This is a genomic window from Agrobacterium sp. LR_9 (assembly GCF_041954855.1).
Classification (GTDB): Bacteria; Pseudomonadota; Alphaproteobacteria; order Rhizobiales; family Rhizobiaceae; genus Agrobacterium; species Agrobacterium leguminum.
Genome location: NZ_JAVAYA010000003.1, coordinates 328,135 through 350,517, shown reverse-complemented (window position 1 = coordinate 350,517; position 22,383 = coordinate 328,135). Strand labels below are relative to the sequence as shown.

At 59.9% G+C, this 22,383-nt stretch carries 18 protein-coding genes; 5 read left to right on the top strand and 13 right to left on the bottom strand.

Features of this window, described 5'->3' with window-relative positions:
- Nucleotides 1–14: 14 nt before the first annotated feature.
- From RAC79_RS06170 to trxA, 4 genes are all read left to right on the top strand, one after another.
- On the top strand, nt 15–752 hold the full coding sequence (locus tag RAC79_RS06170) for a nucleotidyltransferase family protein (RefSeq protein ID WP_174039767.1): 738 nt from the start codon (nt 15–17) through the stop codon (nt 750–752).
- Nucleotides 749–3,934 carry a double-strand break repair protein AddB gene (addB, locus tag RAC79_RS06165; RefSeq protein WP_174039766.1) on the top strand — a complete coding sequence of 1,062 codons (3,186 nt, stop codon included), beginning with the start codon at nt 749–751 and terminating at the stop codon, nt 3,932–3,934. The genes RAC79_RS06170 and addB overlap by 4 nt, the downstream gene beginning before the upstream one ends.
- On the top strand, nt 3,924–7,481 hold the full coding sequence (gene addA, locus RAC79_RS06160; protein WP_142844469.1) for a double-strand break repair helicase AddA: 3,558 nt from the start codon (nt 3,924–3,926) through the stop codon (nt 7,479–7,481). Before addB ends, addA begins: the two co-directional genes overlap by 11 nt.
- 77 nt (nt 7,482–7,558) lie before the next feature.
- Entirely contained in the window at nt 7,559–7,879 is a 321-nt protein-coding gene (gene trxA, locus RAC79_RS06155) for a thioredoxin (protein ID WP_003505361.1), read from the top strand.
- 47 nt (nt 7,880–7,926) lie between these two features.
- Here trxA and RAC79_RS06150 read toward each other — a convergent pair whose 3' ends face one another.
- From RAC79_RS06150 to RAC79_RS06115, 8 genes are all read right to left on the bottom strand, one after another.
- Nucleotides 7,927–9,306 carry a folylpolyglutamate synthase/dihydrofolate synthase family protein gene (locus RAC79_RS06150; protein WP_174039765.1) on the bottom strand — a complete coding sequence of 460 codons (1,380 nt, stop codon included), beginning with the start codon at nt 9,304–9,306 and terminating at the stop codon, nt 7,927–7,929.
- 86 nt (nt 9,307–9,392) lie between these two features.
- Nucleotides 9,393–10,289, bottom strand: coding sequence for an acetyl-CoA carboxylase, carboxyltransferase subunit beta (accD, locus tag RAC79_RS06145; RefSeq protein WP_142844467.1), 897 nt, complete (start codon nt 10,287–10,289; stop codon nt 9,393–9,395).
- A gap of 27 nt (nt 10,290–10,316) precedes the next feature.
- Complete coding sequence (trpA, locus tag RAC79_RS06140) at nt 10,317–11,156, bottom strand: tryptophan synthase subunit alpha (protein ID WP_080853285.1); 840 nt, start codon at nt 11,154–11,156, stop codon at nt 10,317–10,319.
- 4 nt (nt 11,157–11,160) lie between these two features.
- On the bottom strand, nt 11,161–12,381 hold the full coding sequence (gene trpB, locus RAC79_RS06135) for a tryptophan synthase subunit beta (RefSeq protein ID WP_065656810.1): 1,221 nt from the start codon (nt 12,379–12,381) through the stop codon (nt 11,161–11,163).
- A 1-nt stretch (nt 12,382) separates the two neighbouring features.
- On the bottom strand, nt 12,383–13,045 hold the full coding sequence (locus tag RAC79_RS06130; RefSeq protein ID WP_065656811.1) for a phosphoribosylanthranilate isomerase: 663 nt from the start codon (nt 13,043–13,045) through the stop codon (nt 12,383–12,385).
- Between the two features lie 102 nt (nt 13,046–13,147).
- The gene (locus RAC79_RS06125) at nt 13,148–13,915 is read right to left on the bottom strand and encodes a M48 family metallopeptidase (protein WP_142844466.1); all 768 of its coding nucleotides are present in this window, start codon (nt 13,913–13,915) and stop codon (nt 13,148–13,150) included.
- A gap of 69 nt (nt 13,916–13,984) precedes the next feature.
- Nucleotides 13,985–15,217 (bottom strand): polyhydroxyalkanoate depolymerase, encoded by a 1,233-nt coding sequence (locus RAC79_RS06120; RefSeq protein WP_142844465.1) that lies wholly within the window; start codon nt 15,215–15,217, stop codon nt 13,985–13,987.
- A gap of 125 nt (nt 15,218–15,342) precedes the next feature.
- Nucleotides 15,343–16,185 carry a fumarylacetoacetate hydrolase family protein gene (locus RAC79_RS06115; RefSeq protein WP_003521165.1) on the bottom strand — a complete coding sequence of 281 codons (843 nt, stop codon included), beginning with the start codon at nt 16,183–16,185 and terminating at the stop codon, nt 15,343–15,345.
- Between the two features lie 128 nt (nt 16,186–16,313).
- Here RAC79_RS06115 and RAC79_RS06110 point away from each other — a divergent pair, with 128 nt between their 5' ends.
- Nucleotides 16,314–16,916 carry a nitroreductase family protein gene (locus RAC79_RS06110; protein ID WP_142844464.1) on the top strand — a complete coding sequence of 201 codons (603 nt, stop codon included), beginning with the start codon at nt 16,314–16,316 and terminating at the stop codon, nt 16,914–16,916.
- Between the two features lie 98 nt (nt 16,917–17,014).
- On the opposite strand, the gene gyrB is transcribed toward RAC79_RS06110, so the two are convergent.
- The 5 genes from gyrB to RAC79_RS06085 form a co-directional block, all read right to left on the bottom strand.
- The gene (gyrB, locus tag RAC79_RS06105) at nt 17,015–19,450 is read right to left on the bottom strand and encodes a DNA topoisomerase (ATP-hydrolyzing) subunit B (RefSeq protein ID WP_174039763.1); all 2,436 of its coding nucleotides are present in this window, start codon (nt 19,448–19,450) and stop codon (nt 17,015–17,017) included.
- Nucleotides 19,451–19,607: 157 nt separating this feature from the next.
- Nucleotides 19,608–19,973, bottom strand: coding sequence for a helix-turn-helix domain-containing protein (locus RAC79_RS06100; protein WP_003521160.1), 366 nt, complete (start codon nt 19,971–19,973; stop codon nt 19,608–19,610).
- A complete protein-coding gene (locus tag RAC79_RS06095; protein ID WP_080856908.1) occupies nt 19,970–20,539 on the bottom strand; it encodes a Smr/MutS family protein in 570 nt (189 codons plus the stop codon). Before RAC79_RS06095 ends, RAC79_RS06100 begins: the two co-directional genes overlap by 4 nt.
- On the bottom strand, nt 20,536–21,648 hold the full coding sequence (locus tag RAC79_RS06090; RefSeq protein WP_174039762.1) for a murein transglycosylase A: 1,113 nt from the start codon (nt 21,646–21,648) through the stop codon (nt 20,536–20,538). Before RAC79_RS06090 ends, RAC79_RS06095 begins: the two co-directional genes overlap by 4 nt.
- On the bottom strand, nt 21,645–22,343 hold the full coding sequence (locus RAC79_RS06085; protein WP_174039761.1) for a Tim44/TimA family putative adaptor protein: 699 nt from the start codon (nt 22,341–22,343) through the stop codon (nt 21,645–21,647). Before RAC79_RS06085 ends, RAC79_RS06090 begins: the two co-directional genes overlap by 4 nt.
- Nucleotides 22,344–22,383: the final 40 nt, after the last annotated feature.

Sequence of the window (22,383 nt, the reverse complement as noted above, 5' to 3'; positions counted from 1 at the left end):
GACGGTTGACCACGATGACGATTAAAAATGCGATGGTGCTGGCCGCCGGGCTTGGCACGCGGATGCGCCCGATCACGGATACGATACCGAAGCCGCTCGTCCAGATCGCGGGCAAGCCGATGATCGATTATGCGCTCGACGCGCTTGTCGAAGCCGGTGCGGAAACCATTGTCGTCAATGTGCACCACCACGCGGAACAGATGGTCACCCATCTTGAGCAGCGCACCGACGCCGAAATCCTGATTTCCGACGAGCGGACGCAACTGATGAATTCCGGCGGCGGTCTCGCCAAGGGCCTGAAGCTTCTTGAACCCGGCCCGGTCTTCGTCATGAATGCCGATCTCTTCTGGATTGGCGAGCAGCTGAATGCGGTCAGCAACCTGCGCAAGCTTGCGCAATTCTTCGACCCGACCCAAATGGACATGGCGCTGCTCTGCGTCGACATGGACCGCACCACCGGGCACAATGGCAAGCGGGATTTCAACCTCTCCGCCGATGGAAAACTGACGCGGTATCGCGATGGCGATCCGAACCCCGTGGTTTATGCCGGAGCCATCGCCATGGATTCGCGGCTGCTGGACGATGCGCCGGCGGATGCCTTCAACCTCAATATCTATTTCGACCGCGCCATTGAAAGAGACCGGCTTTTCGGGCTTTCTCTGGATGGCCACTGGATCACTGTCGGCACGCCGGATGCGATAGACGATGCTGAAAGCATCATCCGCCAATTCAGGGAAAAACGCTCTGCATGACGCTCACCCACCACGCAAAGCGCGTTCTGACGATCGCTGCGGGAACACCGTTCCTCAAGACGCTCGCGGAAACGCTGTGTGACGGGACACTGACAGCCGGCTATAAATACGACCCGGCCGATCCGCTGTCGCTTGCCAAGGTGACGATCTACGTGCCGACGCGGCGCTCCGCCCGTGTGCTGCGCTCCGAATTCGTCGATCTTCTGGGCGGCCGGTCCGCCATTCTGCCGCTGATCCGCCCCTTGGGCGAAACGGATGACGACAGCGGCTTTTTCGAGATCGAAAATCCTGAAATCATGGATCTGGCGCCGCCGATTTCCGGCACCGGCCGGCTGATCGAGCTGGCGCGTCTCATTCTCGCCTGGCGCAACAGCCTGCCGGACGCCATCCGGGCAATTCACTCGGATTCGCCGCTTGTCGCCCCCGCCAGCCCCGCAGACGCCATATGGCTGGCGCGTGCGCTTGGCGAGGTGATCGATGCAATGGATACGGAAGAAAAGGACTGGGAAGCGCTTCAGCATCTCGATGCTGGCGATCACGCCCAATGGTGGCAGCTGACGGCGGATTTCCTGCGGATCGCCAGTGTCTTCTGGCCGGCGCGGCTTGCCGAACTCAACCGTTCCTCGGCCGGCCGGCATCGCAACGCCATCCTGCGGGCGGAAGCGAACCGGCTTGCCAATTTGCCGGATACGGGACCGATCATCGTCGCCGGGTCGACGGGTTCCATTCCTGCCGCAGCCGATCTCATCGCCGCCGTTGCGGCCCTGGCCCAGGGCACCGTCGTACTTCCGGGCCTAGATCTTGCCATGCCGGAGGAGCAATGGGAGGCAATCGCCGAGGACCCTACCGATCCTTCGAGCCGCACCCACTCGCAATATGGCCTTTATATGCTATTGCAGAAGCTCGGCATCCTGCGCGACGACGTGGTTCAGATCGGCGCGATCGATAGCGATCTGGAAAAGCGAGCAGCCGTGTTTTCGGCCGCACTCGCGCCGGCCAAATCCACCAGCGGCTGGAATCGCTGGCGCGAGGACAGGCAGCCCGGCTTTTTCGACGACGCCTTCGCAACGGCCACGCTGATAGAAGCCGCCAATGAGCGCGAGGAGGCAACAGCCATCGCGGTGGCTTTGCGGCTGGCGCTTGAAGCGCCCGGCGCTGGACGTCCGTCGCAGGCAGCGCTGATAACACCGGACCGCGGGCTGGCGCGGCGCGTGGCAACGGAATTGCAGCGCTTCGGCATCGAAGCAGACGACTCGGCCGGTACGCCGCTCTCCGCCACCCCACAAGCGGGGCTGACGCAACTGGCGCTGGAAGCGATCCTGAGGCCCGGCGACCCGGTGCCGATCATTTCCCTTCTGAAACATCCGCTTAGCCGCTTCGGGCTTTCCGATGAAGCTTTCGCGAAAGCCTCCAAAGCGCTGGAGCTGATCGCGCTGCGCGGCGGCCGTGTGGAGACCGAAATCGGCAATCTGGAAGCGGTTCTGGAGGCGCAGCTTCTGGCGCAGCGCGACGACCGGCACCCACCTGCCTGGCGGCTGGCGCTGCCGGAGGCAAGCGCGGAGGCTGCGCGCGACCTGGCACAGCGGATTGCCGTTGCGACCGAGCCGCTCGGTTCCGCCTTTGTCCGCAAAGATCGATCCGGCCGCGCCTTCACCGATAAATTGCCGCTGTCCGTTTGGGCGGAGCGGACGGGTCGCGTGATCGAAGCCATCTGCGCGGATGAAAACAGCGATCTTGCCGCGCTCTGGTCCGGTGAAGCGGGAGACAAGCTTTCCGAGCTGTTCGGCGAGCTGATGGAAAGCGGCGAAATCCTCGATGCGGATGGACCGCAATGGATCGATATTTTTGCGGCACTGGTAGCCGGTGAATCGATCAAGCCAAGATCGATGCGTCATCCGCGCATTTTCATCTTCGGCGCGCTTGAGGCACGGCTGCAAAGCGTCGATACCGTTGTCATCGGTGGTCTCAATGAAGGGCTCTGGCCGGGGCAGACGGCGAATAATCCCTTCCTGTCCCGCACCATGAAGACCGCCATTGGCCTCGAACCGCCTGAACGGCGCATCGGTCAGCTGGCGCATGATTTCGAGATGGCAAATGGCACCCGACAGATTTTTTACACCCGCGCGCTGAGGCAGGGCTCAACGCCCGCCGTCGCCTCACGCTGGCTCCAGCGTCTTCTCGCGCTGGGCGGCGAGGATGTTGCCGATAGACTGAGGAAGCGCGGCGAGACCTATCGCCATTGGGCGGGATTGATGGATGAAAGCATCGATCAGGAAGCGGCAAAGCGCCCTGCGCCGAAACCACCAGCCGCGTTGCAGCCGACGCGCTATTCCTTCAGCGAAGTGGGGCGCCTGCGCCGCGATCCCTATTCGATCTATGCGCGGCGCATCCTGAAGCTGGACCCACTCGACCCCTTCAATCGCGATCCGAACGCCGCCGATCGCGGCACGCTCTATCACGCGATCATCGAGCGCTATTCCCGTGAGGGACATGTTCCCGGCACACCGGCCTCGCTTTCGGCCATGCAGCGCATTCTCGACGAATGTTTCGATGCGGAAAACCTGCCTCCCCATGTGGATGTCATCTGGCGGCCGCGTTTTGCAGCGGTAGCGCGCGCATTTATCGACTGGGAAAAAGAACGTCATCCATCCATTCGCCACAGCTTCTACGAGGCTCGCGCCGGGCAGGAAATCGTCGAGGCGGGCATAAGGCTGACGGGGATCGCCGACCGCATCGACGTCAAGACAAACGGTCAGGCGGATATTATCGACTACAAGACGGGGCTTGCGCCTTCCGTCAATCAGGCGCGCGCGCTGCTCGACCCGCAGCTTGCGCTCGAGGCGGCGGCCTTGATGCGCGGCGCCTTCCGCGAAGCCGGTTCGCCCACACCGGAAAACCTCATCTATGTTCGCCTGCGGCCTGGCGAGCGTTTTTTTGCCGATCAGGTCAATAACGAACATTCCAGCCGAAGCGGCAAAAGACCGCCGAAATCGGCGATTGAGCTCGCGACGGAATCGATCGAACAGCTCACCAAATTCGTCCATTCCCTGCGTGACGGCGAAAACGGCTTCGCCTCCCGCCTCGTGCCGGAAGAGCAACAATCCTATGGTGGGGAATATGACCACCTCGCCCGCGTTGCGGAATGGTCGACGGCAGAACCGGGAGACGGCGATGACGATTGATCCCTTCGATTCCGGCCCCGCCGCCGACACGCCTGAGAGCTGGATCGACTGGACCAGCGCCCGGCAGCGGCTTGCCTCCGATCCCGCAAGCTCTGCCTGGGTGTCGGCCAACGCCGGCTCCGGCAAGACCCATGTTCTGACCCAACGCGTCATCCGCCTGCTACTGGCCGGATGTAGACCTTCGGCGATTTTGTGCCTTACCTATACAAAGGCCGCGGCGTCGGAAATGTCCAGCCGCGTCTTCGACCGTCTGGCGGAATGGGCTACTTTGCCGGATTCCGATCTCAAGGACCGCATCGCCGCCATCGAAGGCAAGGTGCCCGATCGCATCAAGCTTGCCGAAGCGCGCAGGCTGTTTGCCAAGGCGCTGGAAACGCCGGGCGGGTTGAAAATCCAGACGATCCACGCCTTCTGCGAGGCGTTGCTGCATCAGTTCCCACTGGAAGCCAATGTCGCCGGCCATTTCTCCGTTCTTGACGACCGCGCCGCAACCACGCTGCTTGCCGAAGCACGCCGTTCGCTTCTAACGGCGGTTTCGACGGAACGGGACGCGGAGCTGGCGCAATCGCTCGCTTATGTGCTCGATCTCGCCGACGAAAGCGGACTGGAATCGCTGCTTTCCGCCATCATCGCCAATCGCAGCGCCCTTCGCGCCTTTCTTCTGGACGCCAAACAGTCGGGCGGCATCGATGCGCGGTTGCGGCAGGCGATGCAGATCGCAGACGGGGAAACCGAAGAAACCGCGGCAGCCGCCTTCTGGCCTCTGCCCGGCCTCTCAGGCCTTGCGCTCGATACGTATCTCGCCCTTGCCGACGAGGTGGGTGGATCACGCGTCATCGATGTCGCTTATGCGCTCAGGGAGGCAAAACGACAGTCGGACCCCGTGCGGCGGATGGAATTCATCGAAGCGGCACTGCTGACAGCCAAGGGCGAAAAGAAATCGGATGCCTATGTCATCAACAAGGGCATGCAGAAATCCGCCCCCGAACTTCTCGATGCGCTGACGCTGGCGCGGGACCATGTCGTTTCCTGCCGCAACCGATATCGTCTGGTGCGGATGCTGGCGGCGACAAAATGCGCCCTTGTTCTGGCCGAAAGGCTGATCGGCGATTTCGAAGACCTGAAGAAACAGCGAAGCCAGCTCGATTTCGAAGACTTGATCGAGCGCGCGGCCAACCTTCTCAACCGCGATACGGCCGGCGCCTGGGTGCACTACAAGCTGGATCAGGGCATCGACCATATTCTCGTCGATGAGGCGCAGGATACCAGCCCGGTGCAATGGTCGATCATCCAGTCGCTGGCGGCGGATTTCTTCACCGGCGAGAGCGCCCGCCTGGGGCGGCGCACGCTTTTTGCCGTGGGCGATGAAAAACAGTCGATCTATTCATTCCAGGGCGCCCGGCCGGAACGGTTTTCGCAGGAGCGCGAAGAGACCAAAAAGCGCGTCGATTCCGTCGATCAGGCCTTTCACCGTATCCGCCTGCCGCTTTCTTTCCGGTCCACGGAGGATGTTCTGGCCGCCGTCGATCAGGTCTTTTCAGACCCGAATAACGCCAGCGGCCTCAGTGCCGATAACGAGCCGGTGGAGCACCGATCCAACCGTGCCGGCCATCCCGGCACCGTGGAGGTGTGGGACATGGTGGCGCCGGAAACCGCCGAAGACGAAGAGGATTGGACAGCGCCCTTCGATGCGCTGCGGGAAAGCGCGCCGGCCACCATCGTCGCCCGCCGGATCGCCGCGCGCATCGCCGATATGATCGGAAGCGAGACCATCATCGAAAAGGGCGTCGAGCGCGCCGTGGAGCCAGGCGACATTCTGGTTCTCGTCAGAAAACGCCATGCCTTTGTCAACGCGCTGACGCGCGAGCTGAAACGACGCAAGAATATTCCCGTTGCCGGCGCCGACCGCCTTCGCCTGACTGACCACATTGCCGTGCAGGACCTTCTGGCGCTCGGCCATTTCGTGGTCCTGCCCGAAGACGATCTTTCGCTCGCCGCACTGTTGAAGAGCCCGCTCTTCAACCTGACCGAAGATGACGTTTTCAACATCGCCGCCATGCGATCGGAAACGGAGAGCGTCTGGAAACGGCTGCAAACCCTTTCACAGGGAGAGAATAGTCATCTTTCCACCGTTACCGCCAAGCTGGAAGGTTTCATCGCGCTTTCCAAAACGGCCACCGTGCATGACTTCTTTGCAGCGGTCCTGACCCTGCATGACGGGCGCAAAAAATTCCTCGGCCGGCTTGGCAATGAGGCGAGCGACGTTCTGGATGAGTTCCTGTCCTTTGCGCTGGACCACGAAAGAACCGGTCTGCCCGGCCTTCAGGCCTTTCTCTCCGTTCTGGAAACCGATTCACCGGAGGTGAAGCGCGAGCAGGACAAGGATCGTGGTGAAGTACGCATCATGACCGTGCACGCCTCCAAGGGCCTTGAGGCGCCGGTCGTTTTTGTCGTCGATGGCGGTTCGAAGGCCTTCAATCACAGCCATGTGCCGAAACTGCGCTTCATCGAAGCGGGCGAGGACGCCTTCCCGGTCTGGCTGCCCGGCAGCGGCTTTTCAAACCATCTCATTCGCTCGGACGAAGAACGGCTGAAGACCGCAGCCGAAGACGAATATCGACGGCTGCTTTATGTGGCGATGACGCGCGCCGCCGATCACCTCGTGGTCTGCGGTTATCGCGGTCAGAAGGAAAACCCCGAATGCTGGCATGCCATCGTCAAGGCGGCGCTTGCCAACAATGAAGACCATTGCAAACCGCAGCTTTTCATGGCCGATGGCGAGGAATGGCAGGGGCTTGTCTGGCGTAAATCCGAGGCTCGCGCGACATCTCTCCCGCAAAGGCTGCCGGAAAAGCAGCAGGACGAAGAATATGCTCTTCCGCCCGGGCTGCTTGCTCCCCTGCCTGCCCTGCCCTCCTTGCCAAGGCCGCTTAGCCCTTCCGGTGCAGGCACCATCATCGATGACGGTGCGGATGTTCTTGCCGTGCGTTCGCCGCTTTTCGGCGAGAAAGCCGATGTCTCTTCGCTTGCGCTGCAACGCGGCCGGCTGGTGCATCGCATGCTGCAGGCCCTGCCGGATTTTGCCGAGGCGGAGCGGGAAGAGGCTGCCCGCCGCTATGCGGAGCGAGCGGCCCGTTTCTGGCCTACGGGCGAACGTGAGCATTTGATCCGGGCGGTTCTGCGGGTCATCTCCGAACCGGCGGTGCAACCGGCCTTTTCCGCCAACAGCCGCGCGGAAATCTCCATCATGGGCACGATGACGATCGGCCGGCAGCACTATGCCGTCTCCGGCCGTGTCGACCGGCTGGCGGTGGACGGTGATCGCGTTATTCTGGTCGACTACAAGACGAACCGGGTTCCGCCGCGCACGGCGCGCGAGATACCTTTCTCCCACACCGCGCAGCTTGCCATCTATCGCGAAATTCTTGCACCGCTCTATCCCGGCAAGGAATTCGTCTGCGCGCTGATCTATACGGAAAATGCCGCTTTTGTGCGGGTTGACGATGATGCAATGACGCAGGCTCTTGCCGCAATAAAGACAAAGTGAGATACCGGGGCATTGAAATTCCGACGCGCCCGCATCACATCGATAGCGGAAAAGTTTAGCTGAAAGGAGAGCCAGATATGGCTACCGTAAAAGTCGATGCCGCCAACTTCCAGTCCGAAGTCCTCGAATCCGCCGAACCCGTCGTGGTGGATTTCTGGGCCGAATGGTGCGGCCCGTGCAAGATGATCGCGCCGAGCCTTGAGGAAATTTCGTCGGAGCTTGCCGGCAAGGTCAAGGTCGCGAAGCTCAACATCGACGAAAACCCGGAACTGGCTGCCCAGTTCGGCGTGCGCTCCATCCCGACGCTCGCCATGTTCAAGGGCGGCGAAGTGGCCGACATCAAGGTTGGCGCTGCTCCCAAGACAGCGCTGTCCGCCTGGATTTCCGGCGCCGCATAAGCAATATCAATGGAATGAAAAAAGCCCGGCATCGCTGCCGGGCTTTTTTATTGGGGAACCGTGCCGTTGAAGGCAAGCGCGTTGCCGGCAAGATAAAGCGAGCCGCCGATCAGGATGCGCGGCGCCGGTCCTTCGGGGTCGAAGCGGCGCGAAAGCTCTTCCAGAGCATGCGTGAGGGACGAGGTGGGGGCCGCCACGAGACCGGCATCGAAGGCCGCATGGGCAAGTACGACGGGATCGATCGCCGCATCTGTGCCGCCAATCGGCACGGTGAAGACATATTCGGCAATATCGGCGAAGGCCTTGAAATAGCCCACCGGATCCTTGGTATTGATCATGCCTGCAATGATGAACAGTGGGCGTGGCGTCTTTTCCTCAAAGCCGGCCATCGCTTCGGCAATGACTTCGCCCGCGCCGGGGTTATGACCGCCATCGATCCAGATTTCCGAATCCTTCGGGGCCATTTCAGCGATTTTGCCGGTCAGGATGCGCTGCAGACGGCCGGGCCATTCCACGGAGGTCATGGCTTTTTCGATCATCCGTTCCGTCACCTCGAAACCGGCGGCCTTGACGGCGCGGATCGCGGCGGCGGCATTGGCAAGCTGATGGCGGCCGGGAAGCCGCGGCAGCGGCGCATCGGCCAGGCCGAACTCATCCTGATAGACCATGCGGCCGAATTCTTCATGGGCGGAAAAATCCTGCCCATAGACCGATACCGGGCAACCGAGCCGCTCCGCCGTGGCGACGAGCGTTTCGAGCGCCGCATCATATTCCTGATGGCCTATGACGACGGGGGAACCCTTTTTCATGATTCCCGCCTTTTCCGCCGCGATCAACTCAACGCGGTCACCGAGATAAGCCTCGTGATCGAGCGAAATCGGCATAATGATAGAGACAGCGGGGTTGTTGATCACATTGGTCGCATCGAAACGCCCACCAAGACCCACCTCAACGATAGCTGCGTCAGCCGGATGTTCCGAAAAAAGAAGGAACATAACCGCAGTCAGAATCTCGAAGACGGTAATCTTTTGGCCTTCGTTGGCAACTTCAATACGGCGCAGAGCATCCGCGAAGACAGCATCATCGACAAAGCGCCCCCTCTCGCCGGCCACACCGATGCGATAGCGTTCATGCCAATTGACGAGATGTGGCTTGGTGTGCACGTGCACGGGAAGTCCGGCTGCTTCCAGCAAGGCCCGACAAAAGGCGCTGACCGAGCCTTTGCCGTTGGTGCCGGCGACATGGATGACGGGCGGCATGCTATTTTGAGGATTGCCGAGTTTCTCAAGGAGCCGGGAAATTCTATCGAGCGAAAGATCGAACCCCTTGGGGTGGAGCTGCATCAGCTCTTCAATGATCTTCTCGGCCTCACCGATCGCGGGCTTCGTCATGTCTTCCGTTCGCCTTTCAGGCGTTTTGCTTGCCATTTGTCCGCCGCACCAAAGATGAAATCATGCAACGTATAGCATCATCCCGAAGGCAGTTTATGCCTCCGGGCGACATATTTTTTTCCTCAGGCCGAAGCGGCCAACGGGACGACCGAATTTGCATTCCCAGCAGGCGCTTTGGTCATGATCTTGAGCAGATTGGCCAGCATGTCGGGGATTTCGCGGCGATCAATGACCATATCCACCATGCCGTGTTCCAGCAGGTATTCCGAAGTCTGGAAGCCTTCGGGAAGCTTTTCGCGAATGGTCTGCTCGATCACGCGCTTGCCTGCGAAGCAAATCTCGGCGCCCGGCTCGGCGATATGCACATCGCCCAGCATGGCGTAGGAGGCCGTGACGCCGCCGGTCGTCGGGTTTGTCAGAACCACGACATAGGGCATTCCCGCTTCTTTCAGCATGTTCACCGCAACCGTGGTACGTGGCAGCTGCATCAGCGAAAGAATGCCTTCCTGCATACGTGCGCCACCCGAGGCCGGGAACATCACGAGCGGGCAACGCTCGGAAATGGCGCGCTCGAAGGCCTTGACGATGGCTTCGCCCGCCGCGATGCCAAGCGAACCACCCATGAACTGGAATTCATGCACGACGGCGACGATCTTCAGGCCTTTCAGGAGGCCAACGCCGGCAAGGATTGTGTCTTCCTGCTCGGTCTTCGTGCGGCTGTCGCGCAGGCGGTCGGTGTATTTTTTGGAATCGCGGAACTTCAAGGGGTCCTGCGCCACCTTCGGCTGCGGCAGTGCTTCATAGACACCGCCATCGAAAAGATCGGCAAGACGTGCCTTGGCCGGCATCTTCATATGGTAGCCGGAAGCCGGGATGACCCACTTGTTGTCTTCCAGATCCTTATGGAAGACCATCTCGCCCGTTTCCGGGCACTTGATCCACAGGTTCTCCGGAACCTCCGGGCGGCGGCCAAGCATGGAATTGATCCGGGGCCGTACGTAATTGGTGATCCAGTTCAACTGACTACTCCTGACTGGGCCGCGCGCTTATTCCGCAGCGGCAAGGCGCGATGCACGCACGCCCGTTGAAAGTCCTTTTACCAGCGTCGTAACGGCCGGTACGGTATCGGCGGTCGCCTGCCCGTCCTTGGTCAGGCTGCCCGCAATCTGGTTGACGATGGCCGAACCGACCACAACGCCATCCGCAACGGCACCGATCGCTTTTGCATGATCCGCCGTTTTAACACCGAAACCGACACAGACCGGCAGTTCCGTATGCGCCTTGATACGACCGACAGCGCCCGAGATCAACGAGGGATCGGGAAGTGCTGAACCGGTGATACCGTTCATCGAGACGTAGTAGACGAAACCTGAGGTATTTTTAAGGACGGCAGGCAGGCGCTTGCCATCCGTCGTCGGCGTCGCCAGACGGATGAAGTTGATGCCGCGCGCGAGTGCCGGGATGCAGAGTTCATCGTCCATTTCCGGCGGCAGATCGACAACGATCAGGCCATCGATGCCGGCCGCGATTGCGTCGTCCAGAAATTTTTCGACGCCGTAGATATAGATCGGATTGTAATAGCCCATCATCACGATCGGCGTCGCGTCATCTCCCTTGCGGAACTCGCGAGCGAGATCGAGCGTGGTTTTCAGCGTCTGGCCGCCTTTCAGCGCGCGCTGGCCGGCCAGCTGAATGGCCGGGCCATCCGCCATCGGGTCGGAAAAGGGCATGCCGAGTTCGATGACGTCGGCACCGGCTTCCGGCAGCGCTTTCATGATGCCGAGCGAGGTTTCAAAATCCGGGTCGCCGCCCATGAAATAGGTAATCAGGGCCGGGCGATTTTCAGCGCGCAGATCGGCAAAGCGCTTGTCCATACGTGCAGTCATGATCTTATACATCCATTCCAAGGAACTTGCTGACGGTGTGGACATCCTTGTCGCCGCGACCGGAGAGGTTCATCAGGATGATTTCATCCTTGCCCATCTTCGGCGCGCGCTTGATGACCTCGGCCAGGGCGTGGCTCGGCTCAAGAGCCGGAATGATGCCTTCAAGGCGCGTCAGCATCTGGAAGGCGTCCAGCGCCTCATGGTCCATGATCGGCACGTATTCCACGCGGCCGATATCGTTCAGCCAGGAATGTTCAGGGCCGATACCGGGATAATCGAGGCCGGCGGAGATGGAATGGCCTTCCTTGATCTGACCGTCCTCATCCTGCAGCAGATAGGTGCGGTTGCCATGCAGCACACCCGGCGAACCGGCGGTGATGGAAGCGCAATGCTCGTCGCCCGAAAGACCCTTGCCGCCGGCTTCGACGCCGATAATGCGGACATTCTTGTCATCGAGGAAAGGATGGAAGATGCCGATGGCGTTCGAACCGCCGCCGACAGCCGCGACAACCAGATCCGGCAGGCGACCTTCGGCCTCCAGCATCTGCGCCTTGGCTTCCTCGCCGATAACGGCCTGGAAATCGCGGACCATTTCCGGATAGGGATGCGGGCCGGCGGCAGTGCCGATCAGATAATAGGTATCCTCGACATTGGTGACCCAGTCGCGCAGAGCCTCGTTCATGGCGTCCTTCAGGGTGCCATGGCCAGCCGTGACCGGCTTCACCTCGGCACCGAGGAGCTTCATGCGGAACACATTCGGGGCCTGACGGGCAACATCCGTCGCGCCCATATAAACGACGCAGGGCAGGCCGAAGCGTGCAGCGACGGTGGCCGAGGCAACGCCGTGCTGGCCGGCACCGGTTTCAGCGATGATGCGGGTCTTGCCCATGCGCTTGGCAAGCAGGATCTGGCCGAGGCAATTGTTGATCTTGTGCGAGCCAGTGTGGTTCAGCTCTTCGCGCTTGAAATAAATCTTCGCGCCGCCAAGTTCCGCCGTCAGGCGTTCCGCAAAATAAAGCGGGCTCGGGCGGCCGGTATAGTGTGCGCCGAGATGCTTGAGTTCCGCCTGAAACGCGGGATCGGTCTTGGCCTTGTCCCATTCCGCCTGCAAATCCAGAATGAGCGGCATCAGCGTTTCGGCAACGAAGCGACCTCCGTAAATGCCGAAACGGCCGTCCTCATCGGGACCAGCGCGAAAAGAATTGGGTGTTGGCGCGTCGTTCACTTCAAGCTCCCTTTGGGCCTTTCGACCAATCATTCACCACATCGAAAAATGCGTCGATCATGGACAAATCCTTGACGCCCGGCGCACTTTCCACACCGGACGATAAATCTAGTCCGCTTGCCCTGGTCTCCGCCAGCGCCTCGGCGACATTGTCCTTGTTCAATCCCCCGGAAAGCATGTAATCCACACTTCCGTCAAGTGATCGCAGGATGGTCCAGTCGAAGGAGACGCCGTTGCCGCCCGGAAGCTCGGAACCGGCAGGCGCCTTGGCATCCAGCAGAAAGCGGTCGGCTATTCCAATATAAGGGTCGATTTTGGCAAGATCAGCAGCATCGCGAATGGAAATCGCCTTCATGACAGGCAGGCCATACAGCGCCTTGATGTTCAGCAGCCGTTCCGGGCTTTCATTGCCATGAAGCTGCAGAATGTCCGGTTTGACGAGATCGACGATTTCATCGAGATAATCATTGTCGGCATTGACGGTGACGGCAACCACCTTGGCGGCACCGCGAGCGCCTTCCGCCAGCCTGCCGGCAAGATCCGGCTCGATGTTGCGCGGGCTTTTTTCAAAGAAAATAAAACCGACGTGGGACGCACCACGCCTGACGGCGCGCTCCAGCGCTTCCGGTGTCTTCAATCCGCAAATCTTGATATCCGGTTTCATACCCGCGACCTGACATGAAATGCGACAAGAGTCGAGCCAAATCGCATCCATTCCCGATGGAATGTTTCACGTGAATCCAGATGGCGATCCGCGCCGCCGGTTTCAATCGAAATCGATGGCGTGAAGTTTGGAACCATGGCGTTTCAGCCAGCTCTTGGCTTCTTCCGTGTGCGGGCAGAGCTTTTCGCACAATGCCCAAAATTTCGGGCCGTGATTCATTTCCCTCAGATGCGCGACCTCATGGGCGGCGAGATAGTCGATGACCTTTTCCGGGGCCATGACGATGCGCCAGGAAAAGCTCAGATTTCCATCATGGGAACAGGAACCCCACCGGCTGCGGGTATCCTTCATGCTGATGGAGCGGACCGGCCGGCCGGCGGTGCGTGCATGAACAGCAACAAGCCGTTCCAGATCCGCCTTCGCTTCCTTCTTGAGGAAGGTCGCTATCCGCCGTCCCAGATGTTCCGGCGCGCCGCTGACCTTCAGAACGGCCATCCCATCGGCGTCTTTCGTGACATATGTCAGCCCTCGCAGGCTGCCAGTATGGTCAATGCGGTGGGCTATGCCGCGAATATCGATGGTCGCACCCGGACGCAAACCGTCGTCGGGGCTGAATTTCACAAGCTTGCCTTCCAGCCAGCCCTGATGCCTCTCGAGAAAATCATCCACCTGGCGGTGATGCAGGCCCATGGGTATCGTCAGCTTCAGCGCCCGGCCGCCGGGTTCGATGCGCAGCGTAATGCGCGTGGCACGCGGATTTTCCCTGACCGTAATCGGCACCTGCCTGCCCGCCACTGCGACGGTGCGCTGGCTGGGCGCAACCTTCTTTGGGGCCGGCGACTTCAGGGATTTTCTGAGGAGCGAAAACATGAACTCTTCATAACCGATTCGTCCGTCGCTTGGCCATGCAAATGCGCGGCACGGCCGGCCGTCTTGTCCTTAAGCTGTCTGATGTTTGCGGATAAAATCCAGCATGCGCGGCACGATTTCCTTGCGGAAGCGCGAACCGTTGAAGACGCCGTAGTGCCCGACATCCGGCTGCATGTAATGGGCGCGTTTGTCTTCAGGGATATTCCGGCAGAGATCATGCGCCGCCTTCGTCTGGCCGACGCCGGAAATATCGTCATTCTCACCTTCCACCGTAAACAATGCGACATTGCGAATGGCTGCGGGATCGACCGCCCTGCCCCGGTGCAACATGTTCCCTTTCGGAAGCGCATGGTCGATAAAGACGGTTTCCACCGTCTGCAGATAGAACTCCGCCGTCAAATCCATGACGGCTAGATATTCGTCGTAAAATTCGCGGTGTTTTTCAGCGGAATCGCCGTCATTCTTGACGAGGTTGAGGTAAAAATCCTTATGCGCCGTCATGTGCTTGTCGAGGTTCATCGACATGAAGCCGGAGAGTTGCAGGAAGCCCGGATAGACATTGCGGCCAAAAGCGGGCTGCGGCCACGGCACCTGCATGACGACATTGTCGCGGAACCATTCAATGGGTTTCGCCTTGGCAAGACCGTTGACAGCCGTTGGATTGATGCGCGTGTCAATCGGACCACCCATCAGCGTCATGGATGCCGGCGCGAATTTATCCCCATCAGCCTCCATCAGGGAAACGGCAGCCAACACGGGCACAGATGGCTGACAGACGGCGACCACATGCGCGCCCGGTCCGATCGCGCGCAGCATCTCGATGACGTAGCTGATGTAATCGTCGAGATCGAAGGTGCCCTCACTCACCAGCACCGTGCGGGCATCGGCCCAATCGGTGATGTAAATATCCGCCGAAGGCAGCAGGGCCTCCACCGTCCCGCGCAACAAAGTGGCGTAGTGGCCGGACATCGGCGCCACCAGCAGCACCTTCGGATCGGGCTGGCGGGCTGGATCGAGTTCTTTCTTGAAATGAAGCAAATTGCAGAACGGGCGCGACCAGACGGTCTCTTCGACAACATTGACGGTCTGGCCATCGACAATCGTACTGCAAAGAGCGAATTCCGGTTTTGCGTAACGGCGCGTCATTCGCTCAAAGACCTCAAAACCGGCGTCTAGGCTTCTTCCGAAAGCCGTGCTGGAAAGCGGGTTGAGCGGATTGTTGCAAGCCTGACGCATCATGTCGGCGCCGGCGCGCAGCGGCGCCATGGCCGCATGGTTCATTTCATAGAGATGGTAGAACACTGATGACGCCTCCCTCGCGATCACGCTCTTTTTTCAACCATAGCAGCTTTTCGCAGGTGCACAAAATCGAAGGCGCCGGCGGTTTCCCGCCGGCGCCTCACTTTTCGTTGAATGCCTGCCGGTGATCAGATGTCGGCGACGAAAGTCTGCTTCTGGGAACCGAGACCCTCGATGCCGAGTTCCACGACGTCACCAGCCTTCAGGTAACGCGGCGGCTTCAGGCCCATGCCAACGCCGGGAGGGGTGCCGGTGGAAATGACATCGCCGGGATGCAGCGACATGAACTGGCTGAGATAGGAGACAACGTGCGCGACGCCATACACCATGGTCTTGCTGGAGCCGTCCTGCATGGTCTGGCCGTTGACCTTCAGCCACATGCCGAGATTCTGCGGATCGGCGATTTCGTCCTTCGTCACCAGCCAGGGGCCTATGGGACCGAAGGTGTCGCAGGACTTGCCCTTGGTCCATTGCCCCGCACGCTCCGTCTGGAAGGCGCGTTCGGACACATCATGCGAAACGCAATAACCCGCGACGTAATCGAGAGCATCGGCTTCCGAGACGTATTTGGCGGTCTTGCCGATGACGACGCCGAGCTCGACTTCCCAGTCGGTCTTTTCAGAACCGCGCGGAATGGTGACGTTGTCATTCGGACCGACGATGGCCGAGGTCGCCTTCATGAAAATGACCGGTTCCGGCGGTACGGTGGCACCCGTTTCGGCGGCGTGGTCGGAAAAGTTGAGGCCGATGCAGATGAATTTTCCGGTTCCGGCAACGCAGGCGCCGATGCGCTCTTCGTTCAGCACCGGAAGTGTGCCGAGGTCGATCGCCGCGATCTTCTTCAGGCCCTCGGGAGAAATGGCTTCGCCGCCAATGTCTTTGACATGGGCGGACAGATCGCGGACTTTTCCTTCCGCATCAAGGATTGCAGGTTTTTCCTGGCCGGGCTGGCCGACACGCATCAATTTCATGGAACTCTCTCCCGGTTGTCTGACAAGGTGATGCATATATGAACGATGCATTCATACTTGTCACCCCTTGACTGCGCCAAGTTTCGAAAAATACCTTTTCCTTCCCGTCAATCAAAAGGACATGGCCCGTGACGAACAGCAATTCCCGGCAATCAGAATATCCCGTCGATCCCCTCTTCCTCGATCGCTGGTCTCCGCGCGCCTTCGATGGCCATGCCATGCCGTCCCAGCATCTGATGACCATTCTGGATGCGGCACACTGGGCGCCGTCTGCTTCCAACTATCAGCCATGGCGGTTTGTCTATGCGCACAAGGATAGCGAAGACTGGCCGCTCTTCGTGGAACTGCTGATGGAGGGAAACCAGCGCTGGGCAAAAAACGCCTCCGTGCTGCTGTTTGTCATTTCCCGCGACTATAACATCTCGCGCGACGGTGAAAAAAAACCATCCGCGACCCATTCCTTCGATGCCGGCGCTGCCTGGTTTTCGCTTGCCATGCAGGCTCACCTGCTCGGTTACCACGCCCATGGCATGGCTGGCATATTGAGGGAAAAGATCGTTGAAAAACTGAACATCCCGGAAGGCTACAAGGTGGAGGCCGCGGTCGCCATCGGCAGGCTGACCGACAAGTCCGTTCTCCCTGATGATCTGGCGGAGCGGGAAGTGCCGAGTAAGCGTCTGCCCCTTTCGGATGTGGCCTTCGAAGGGCGCTTCACCGGCAAGGTTGATTGATGTTCTCCGAATGACAAAAGGCCCGGCGGAAAGTGACCGCCGGGCCTTTTGTTAAATTTTCGTTTCACGTGAATCGTTACGCGAAACACCCCACAGGATTAAATGTCGAGGTTGGCGACGCTCAGTGCATTTTCCTGAATGAAGTCGCGGCGCGGTTCCACGTCGTCGCCCATCAGGCGGGCAAACAGGCCGTCGGCGTCCGTTGCGTCACTCACCCTTACCTGCAGCAGGGAGCGAACATTGGCGTCGAGCGTGGTTTCCCACAGCTGCTCGGCATTCATTTCGCCGAGGCCCTTATAGCGCTGCATGGAAAGACCCTTGCGGCCGGCGGCGAAAATCGCATCCAGAAGCGCGCGTGGACCGGCCAGTTCCATGGTGCCGTCCTTGCGTTGCAGGATCGGCGGCGTAGCGTAGATATCGCGCGTGCGGGCTGCGAGCTGATCGATATGGCGGGCATCGGCCGAACCGAGCAGTCCCATATCCAGCGTCGAGACTTCCTTGACGCCGCGCACCATGCGCTCGAAGCGCAAGCCGCCATCCTGCAGCACCGTGCCGGACCAGCCACGTTCGGTTTCTTCCGCGATCATATCCAGACGCCGCGCCACTTCGGAAACGGTTTCCTCGGCGCGGGCAGCATCGGCCGAAAGCTCGGGGTTCAGCGCGCCGGCTATTGCCGCCTGTTCGACGATCGAGCGGCTGTAGCGAGAATGCAGACCGTCGATCAGCGAGCGCATGCGCACCGCATCCAGAATGACTTCGCGAAGATCCGCCCCGATACGCACTTCGCCAGAACCGAGGGTCAGCGACGCTTCCTCGATACCCATGGAGATCAGGTATTCTTCCAGCGCCTTTTCATCCTTGAGGTACTGCACGGATTTACCACGCGTGACCTTATAAAGCGGCGGCTGGGCGATATAGAGATGGCCGCGCTCGATCAGTTCCGGCATCTGGCGGAAGAAGAAGGTGAGGAGCAGGGTACGGATATGGGCGCCGTCGACGTCAGCATCCGTCATGATGATGATCTTGTGGTAACGCAGCTTGTCGGCGTTGAACTCGTCCTTGCCGATGGAGGTACCGAGCGCCGTAATCAGCGTGCCGATTTCCTGGCTGGACAACATCTTGTCGAAACGGGCGCGTTCGACGTTCAGGATTTTGCCACGCAGCGGCAGGATCGCCTGGGTTTCGCGCGAGCGGCCCTGCTTGGCCGAACCGCCAGCGGAGTCACCCTCAACGAGGAAGAGTTCGGATTTCGCCGGATCGCGCTCGGAGCAGTCAGCGAGCTTGCCCGGCAGAGAGGCGATATCGAGCGCACCCTTGCGGCGCGTCAATTCGCGGGCCTTGCGGGCAGCTTCGCGGGCGACCGCCGCTTCCACCACCTTGCCCACGAGGATTCTTGCGTCGGCAGGATGTTCTTCCAGCCAGGTGGAGAGCGCTTCGTTGACAAGACTTTCCACGACCGGACGCACCTCGGACGACACGAGCTTGTCTTTCGTCTGCGAGGAAAACTTGGGATCGGGAACCTTGACGGAAAGAATGGCCGTCAGACCTTCACGGCAGTCCTCACCCTGCAGGCTCACCTTTTCCTTTTTCAGAATGCCCGAGGTTTCGGCATAGGAGGTCACCTGACGGGTCAGCGCCGCGCGGAAACCGGCCATATGGGTGCCGCCGTCGCGCTGGGGTATGTTATTCGTGAAGCAGAGCACGTTTTCATGGTAGCTATCGTTCCACCACAGCGCGACCTCGACAGTGATACCGTCCTTTTCGCCCTTGATGGCGACCGGCTTGTCCACCAGCGGCTTCTTGGCACGATCGAGATAACGAACGAAGGCTTCAAGGCCGCCATCATACAGCAGCTCTTCCTGCTTGATATCGGAATGGCGCTTGTCGGTGAGCAGGATGCGGACGCCGGAATTCAGGAATGCGAGTTCGCGCAGACGATGCTCCAGCGTTCCGTAATCGTAGTCCGTCATGGTGAAGGTTTCAGGGCTTGCAAGGAAGGTCACTTCCGTGCCGGAGCGGCCTTCATATTCGCCAATGACGGAAAGCGGCGCATCGGCGACACCATGGGTGAAGCCGATTTCGTGCAGCTTGCCGTTGCGGCGGATTCTGAGCTTCAGCCAGACGGAGAGCGCATTGACCACCGACACGCCCACGCCATGCAGGCCGCCCGAGACCTTATAGGAATTCTGGTCGAATTTGCCGCCCGCATGCAGCTGCGTCATGATGACTTCGGCGGCAGAAACGCCTTCGGAAGAATGGATGTCGGTCGGAATGCCGCGTCCGTTATCCGTCACCGTCACGGAGCCATCGGCGTTCAGCGTCACCGTCACCAGATCGGCATGACCGGCAAGCGCCTCGTCGATGGCGTTGTCGACGACTTCATAGACCATGTGGTGCAGGCCGGAACCGTCATCGGTGTCGCCGATATACATGCCGGGCCGTTTGCGCACGGCATCAAGGCCCTTGAGGACCTTGATCGAATCGGCTCCATATTCCGCGTTCGCGCCGACTTCGCTTGACGATGTTTCGGTCATAAATACTCTTTCCAAAGTTTTCTCGGGCCAGGTTTCCAGTGAGGGGGCCTGAAGCCAGCGAATCACTCAAATCCGACATGCGACTATAGAAATTCTACACCCAATCCCAAAGGCCGCATGCTTCAGGATGCTGCATAAAGCAGGGGATAGAGGGGTTTCAATCGCAAGAACGGCTTTTTTGCAGCACGGCTGACAGTTCCTCTACCACACTCGGCGGCAGCTTGCGAATATCCCGTGCCAGCCGGTTGGCGAAAGCCGTATATTGCGGCGGCAGGCCGATGGTGTCGATCACCACTTTCGGGTCGGAAGAACCGGCCAGAAAGAACAATTCCTCCGCCTCATCCCAGATGATGTTGAAATATCCGGCGATGCGCTGGAGGAGATCGAAGCTCGGCTTGCCGCGCTTGCCATGCTCCAGCGCCGAGAGATAGGCCGGCGATACGCCGATTGCGGCGGCCATTTCCTTCTGCGTCACGCCCTTGCGCTCGCGAAGTTGCCGCACGGCCTCCGCAAAGGGCGTCATGACTTTTCACCCCGCCGACGCGCCAACCGCACATAAAGCGCGCCGTCGCCGCCGTGATTGGCGGATGCATCCTCATAGGATGAAATCAGGTGGCGATATTCCGGCTTGGAAAACCACATGGGCACCGCTCTTTTCAACGCGCCGTCGCTGCCGATGGAGCGGCCCTTACCCGTTATGACGAGGACATGCCTCAGACCGCGTTCATGCGCGCGCAACAGAAAATCAAGCAGCACCGCATGGGCTTCGCTCTGGAACATGCCGTGCAGATCGATCCGCCCTTCCAGCGGCAGCCGGCCACGGGTGAGCTTGCGTTTGACCGGTTTTTCCATCGGCTGATGAATCTTCGGCTTCTTGTCCGGAGCCGGTGGCGACGACTCGGCCGGCTCCAAAAGCATGCGCGGAAAAGCGCCTTTGCCGGCCTGCGGAACATCGGGCTCCACCGGAGGCTCCTCTATGTCATCGAAAGCCAGCAGGTCTTCCAGTCTGCCGGAGATCGGCCGCGTGGTTTTTGCGACCTTTCCCCACAGAATGCGCTCTTCCTTGCCGAGCTTGCGACTGCTCTTCATCGCCTATACCTCTGCGCAGCCACCTGCGGTATCAGTATATAAAAATCGGCCTCATTGCGCACCGTACCGGCCAGCTCTCCCGCTTCGAAACCGGAGCCGGTGAAAATATCGCCACGCGCCGGACCAACGATGGCCGAGCCGGTATCGAGCGCCAGCATCAGCCGCGCGAAAGGTTTTCCGTCATCGAGATGGGTAAGCGACGGCGCATGGATGAAGAAGGGAAGCCCGAAAGTGTGGATGAGCCTGTCCACCGCAAGCGCTCGCCCCGCAATCAACGGAACTTTAGCAGCTGCAACCGGCCCCATGTCCTGATCGGCGACATCCACCTCCCTGAAAAAAATATAGGAACGGTTATGCCATAGTACCCCATCCACCTCATCCGGATGGTCAGCGAGCCATTTGCGGATCGTCTGCATCGACACGGTTTTCGGATCGAGTTCGCCGCGTTCGAGAAGCAGACGGCCAATCGGCGAAAAAGCATGCCCGGCCTTGGCCGCATAGGTGATACGCTTTACCGCGCCGTCGGGAAACACCAGACGCGCCGCACCCTGCACATGAACGAAAAACAGATCGACCTTCGATCTTGCCCAGGCAATCTCAAGGCCCCTGCCCTCCAGATACCCTTCATCGATCTCCCGACGGTCGGGAAAATAGGAAATACCGTTTTCATCCTCCCTGCCGAAAGCATAGGACGTATCGAAACCGGCAGGACGATTGGCGTCGTCGATATTCACCAGCTCCGACGGCCGGCGGTAAATCGGATAACGCCAGATGTCGTCGGGCTCAGACGACACTTCCAGTTCGGGTTCGTAAAAAGCGGTCACGAAACCGCTTTTTCCCTGAGCTGGAGAAATCCTGAAAGGCACGCAATTGGTTTCGAAAAACCGTCGCGCCTGCTCCGGGTCGCTTGTCTGGTTTTTCTCTGCGCTTTCCAGAAGCGAGACCAGTTCCGCCGCCGTGACCCCGAGCGCGCCGGTCCTGTAGGGTTTCGCATTCTGAAGATGCGACAGGATTGTCGCCATCGCCGGAAAAAGCTTGCCCGGATCGTCTTGCCGCCATCCGGGCAGGTCGCTGAAAGAAACTTCTTCGATCGAAAAGGGCGCGGTCATTGCTCGGATTCGGTAGCGATCAGCTTCCAGTTCGGATCGCGCGAGCGGATATCGCGCGAGAAGGTCCAGATGTCATCCACCTCCGCAACCGCATCCGGATCGCCATCCACCAGCTTGCCATCCCTGTCATAGGTCGCCGAAATCAGCTGGCTGACGATCCTCAGCGTGATCTGCACTTCGGAATCACGCACACTGGCCTGGGTGATATCTGCCTTCTCGATACCCACGAAGGTGGACTTCACCACCTCGCCCCGACCTTCCCTCTCGGAAATGGCAGCCTCGAAACCGTCGAAAACCTCCTTCGACAGAAGGTTCTTGAGCGTCTTGCGGTCGCCATCGGCAAAGCCCATGACAATCATTTCATAGGCCATGCGGGCGCCGTTCAGGAACTCCTTCGGCCCAAAGGACGGGTCCCTGGTCATCACCTCACGCAGCGACGCATTGAGTGGCGTATCGACGGGGGCAAGTGCATCCGCCTCGGCAAAACGGTTTTCTTCGTCACCCTCGCTGCGCCTCGGCAGGGTCACGACCTTGTTATCGTCTGCAACGGGACCCTTCGCCACATCTCGCGGGCTATAGGGGTCGAATGGCGGCTTCTCATTGCCCGTGCGGCGACCGAGGACACTGCGCAGCTGAAAGAAGATCAGCACCGCTGCAACGAGAAAAAACAATGTGATAAAGTCGCTGAAGCCCATCTTTTACCAAAACCGCCATTTAAATTCGAAAACCTCACCA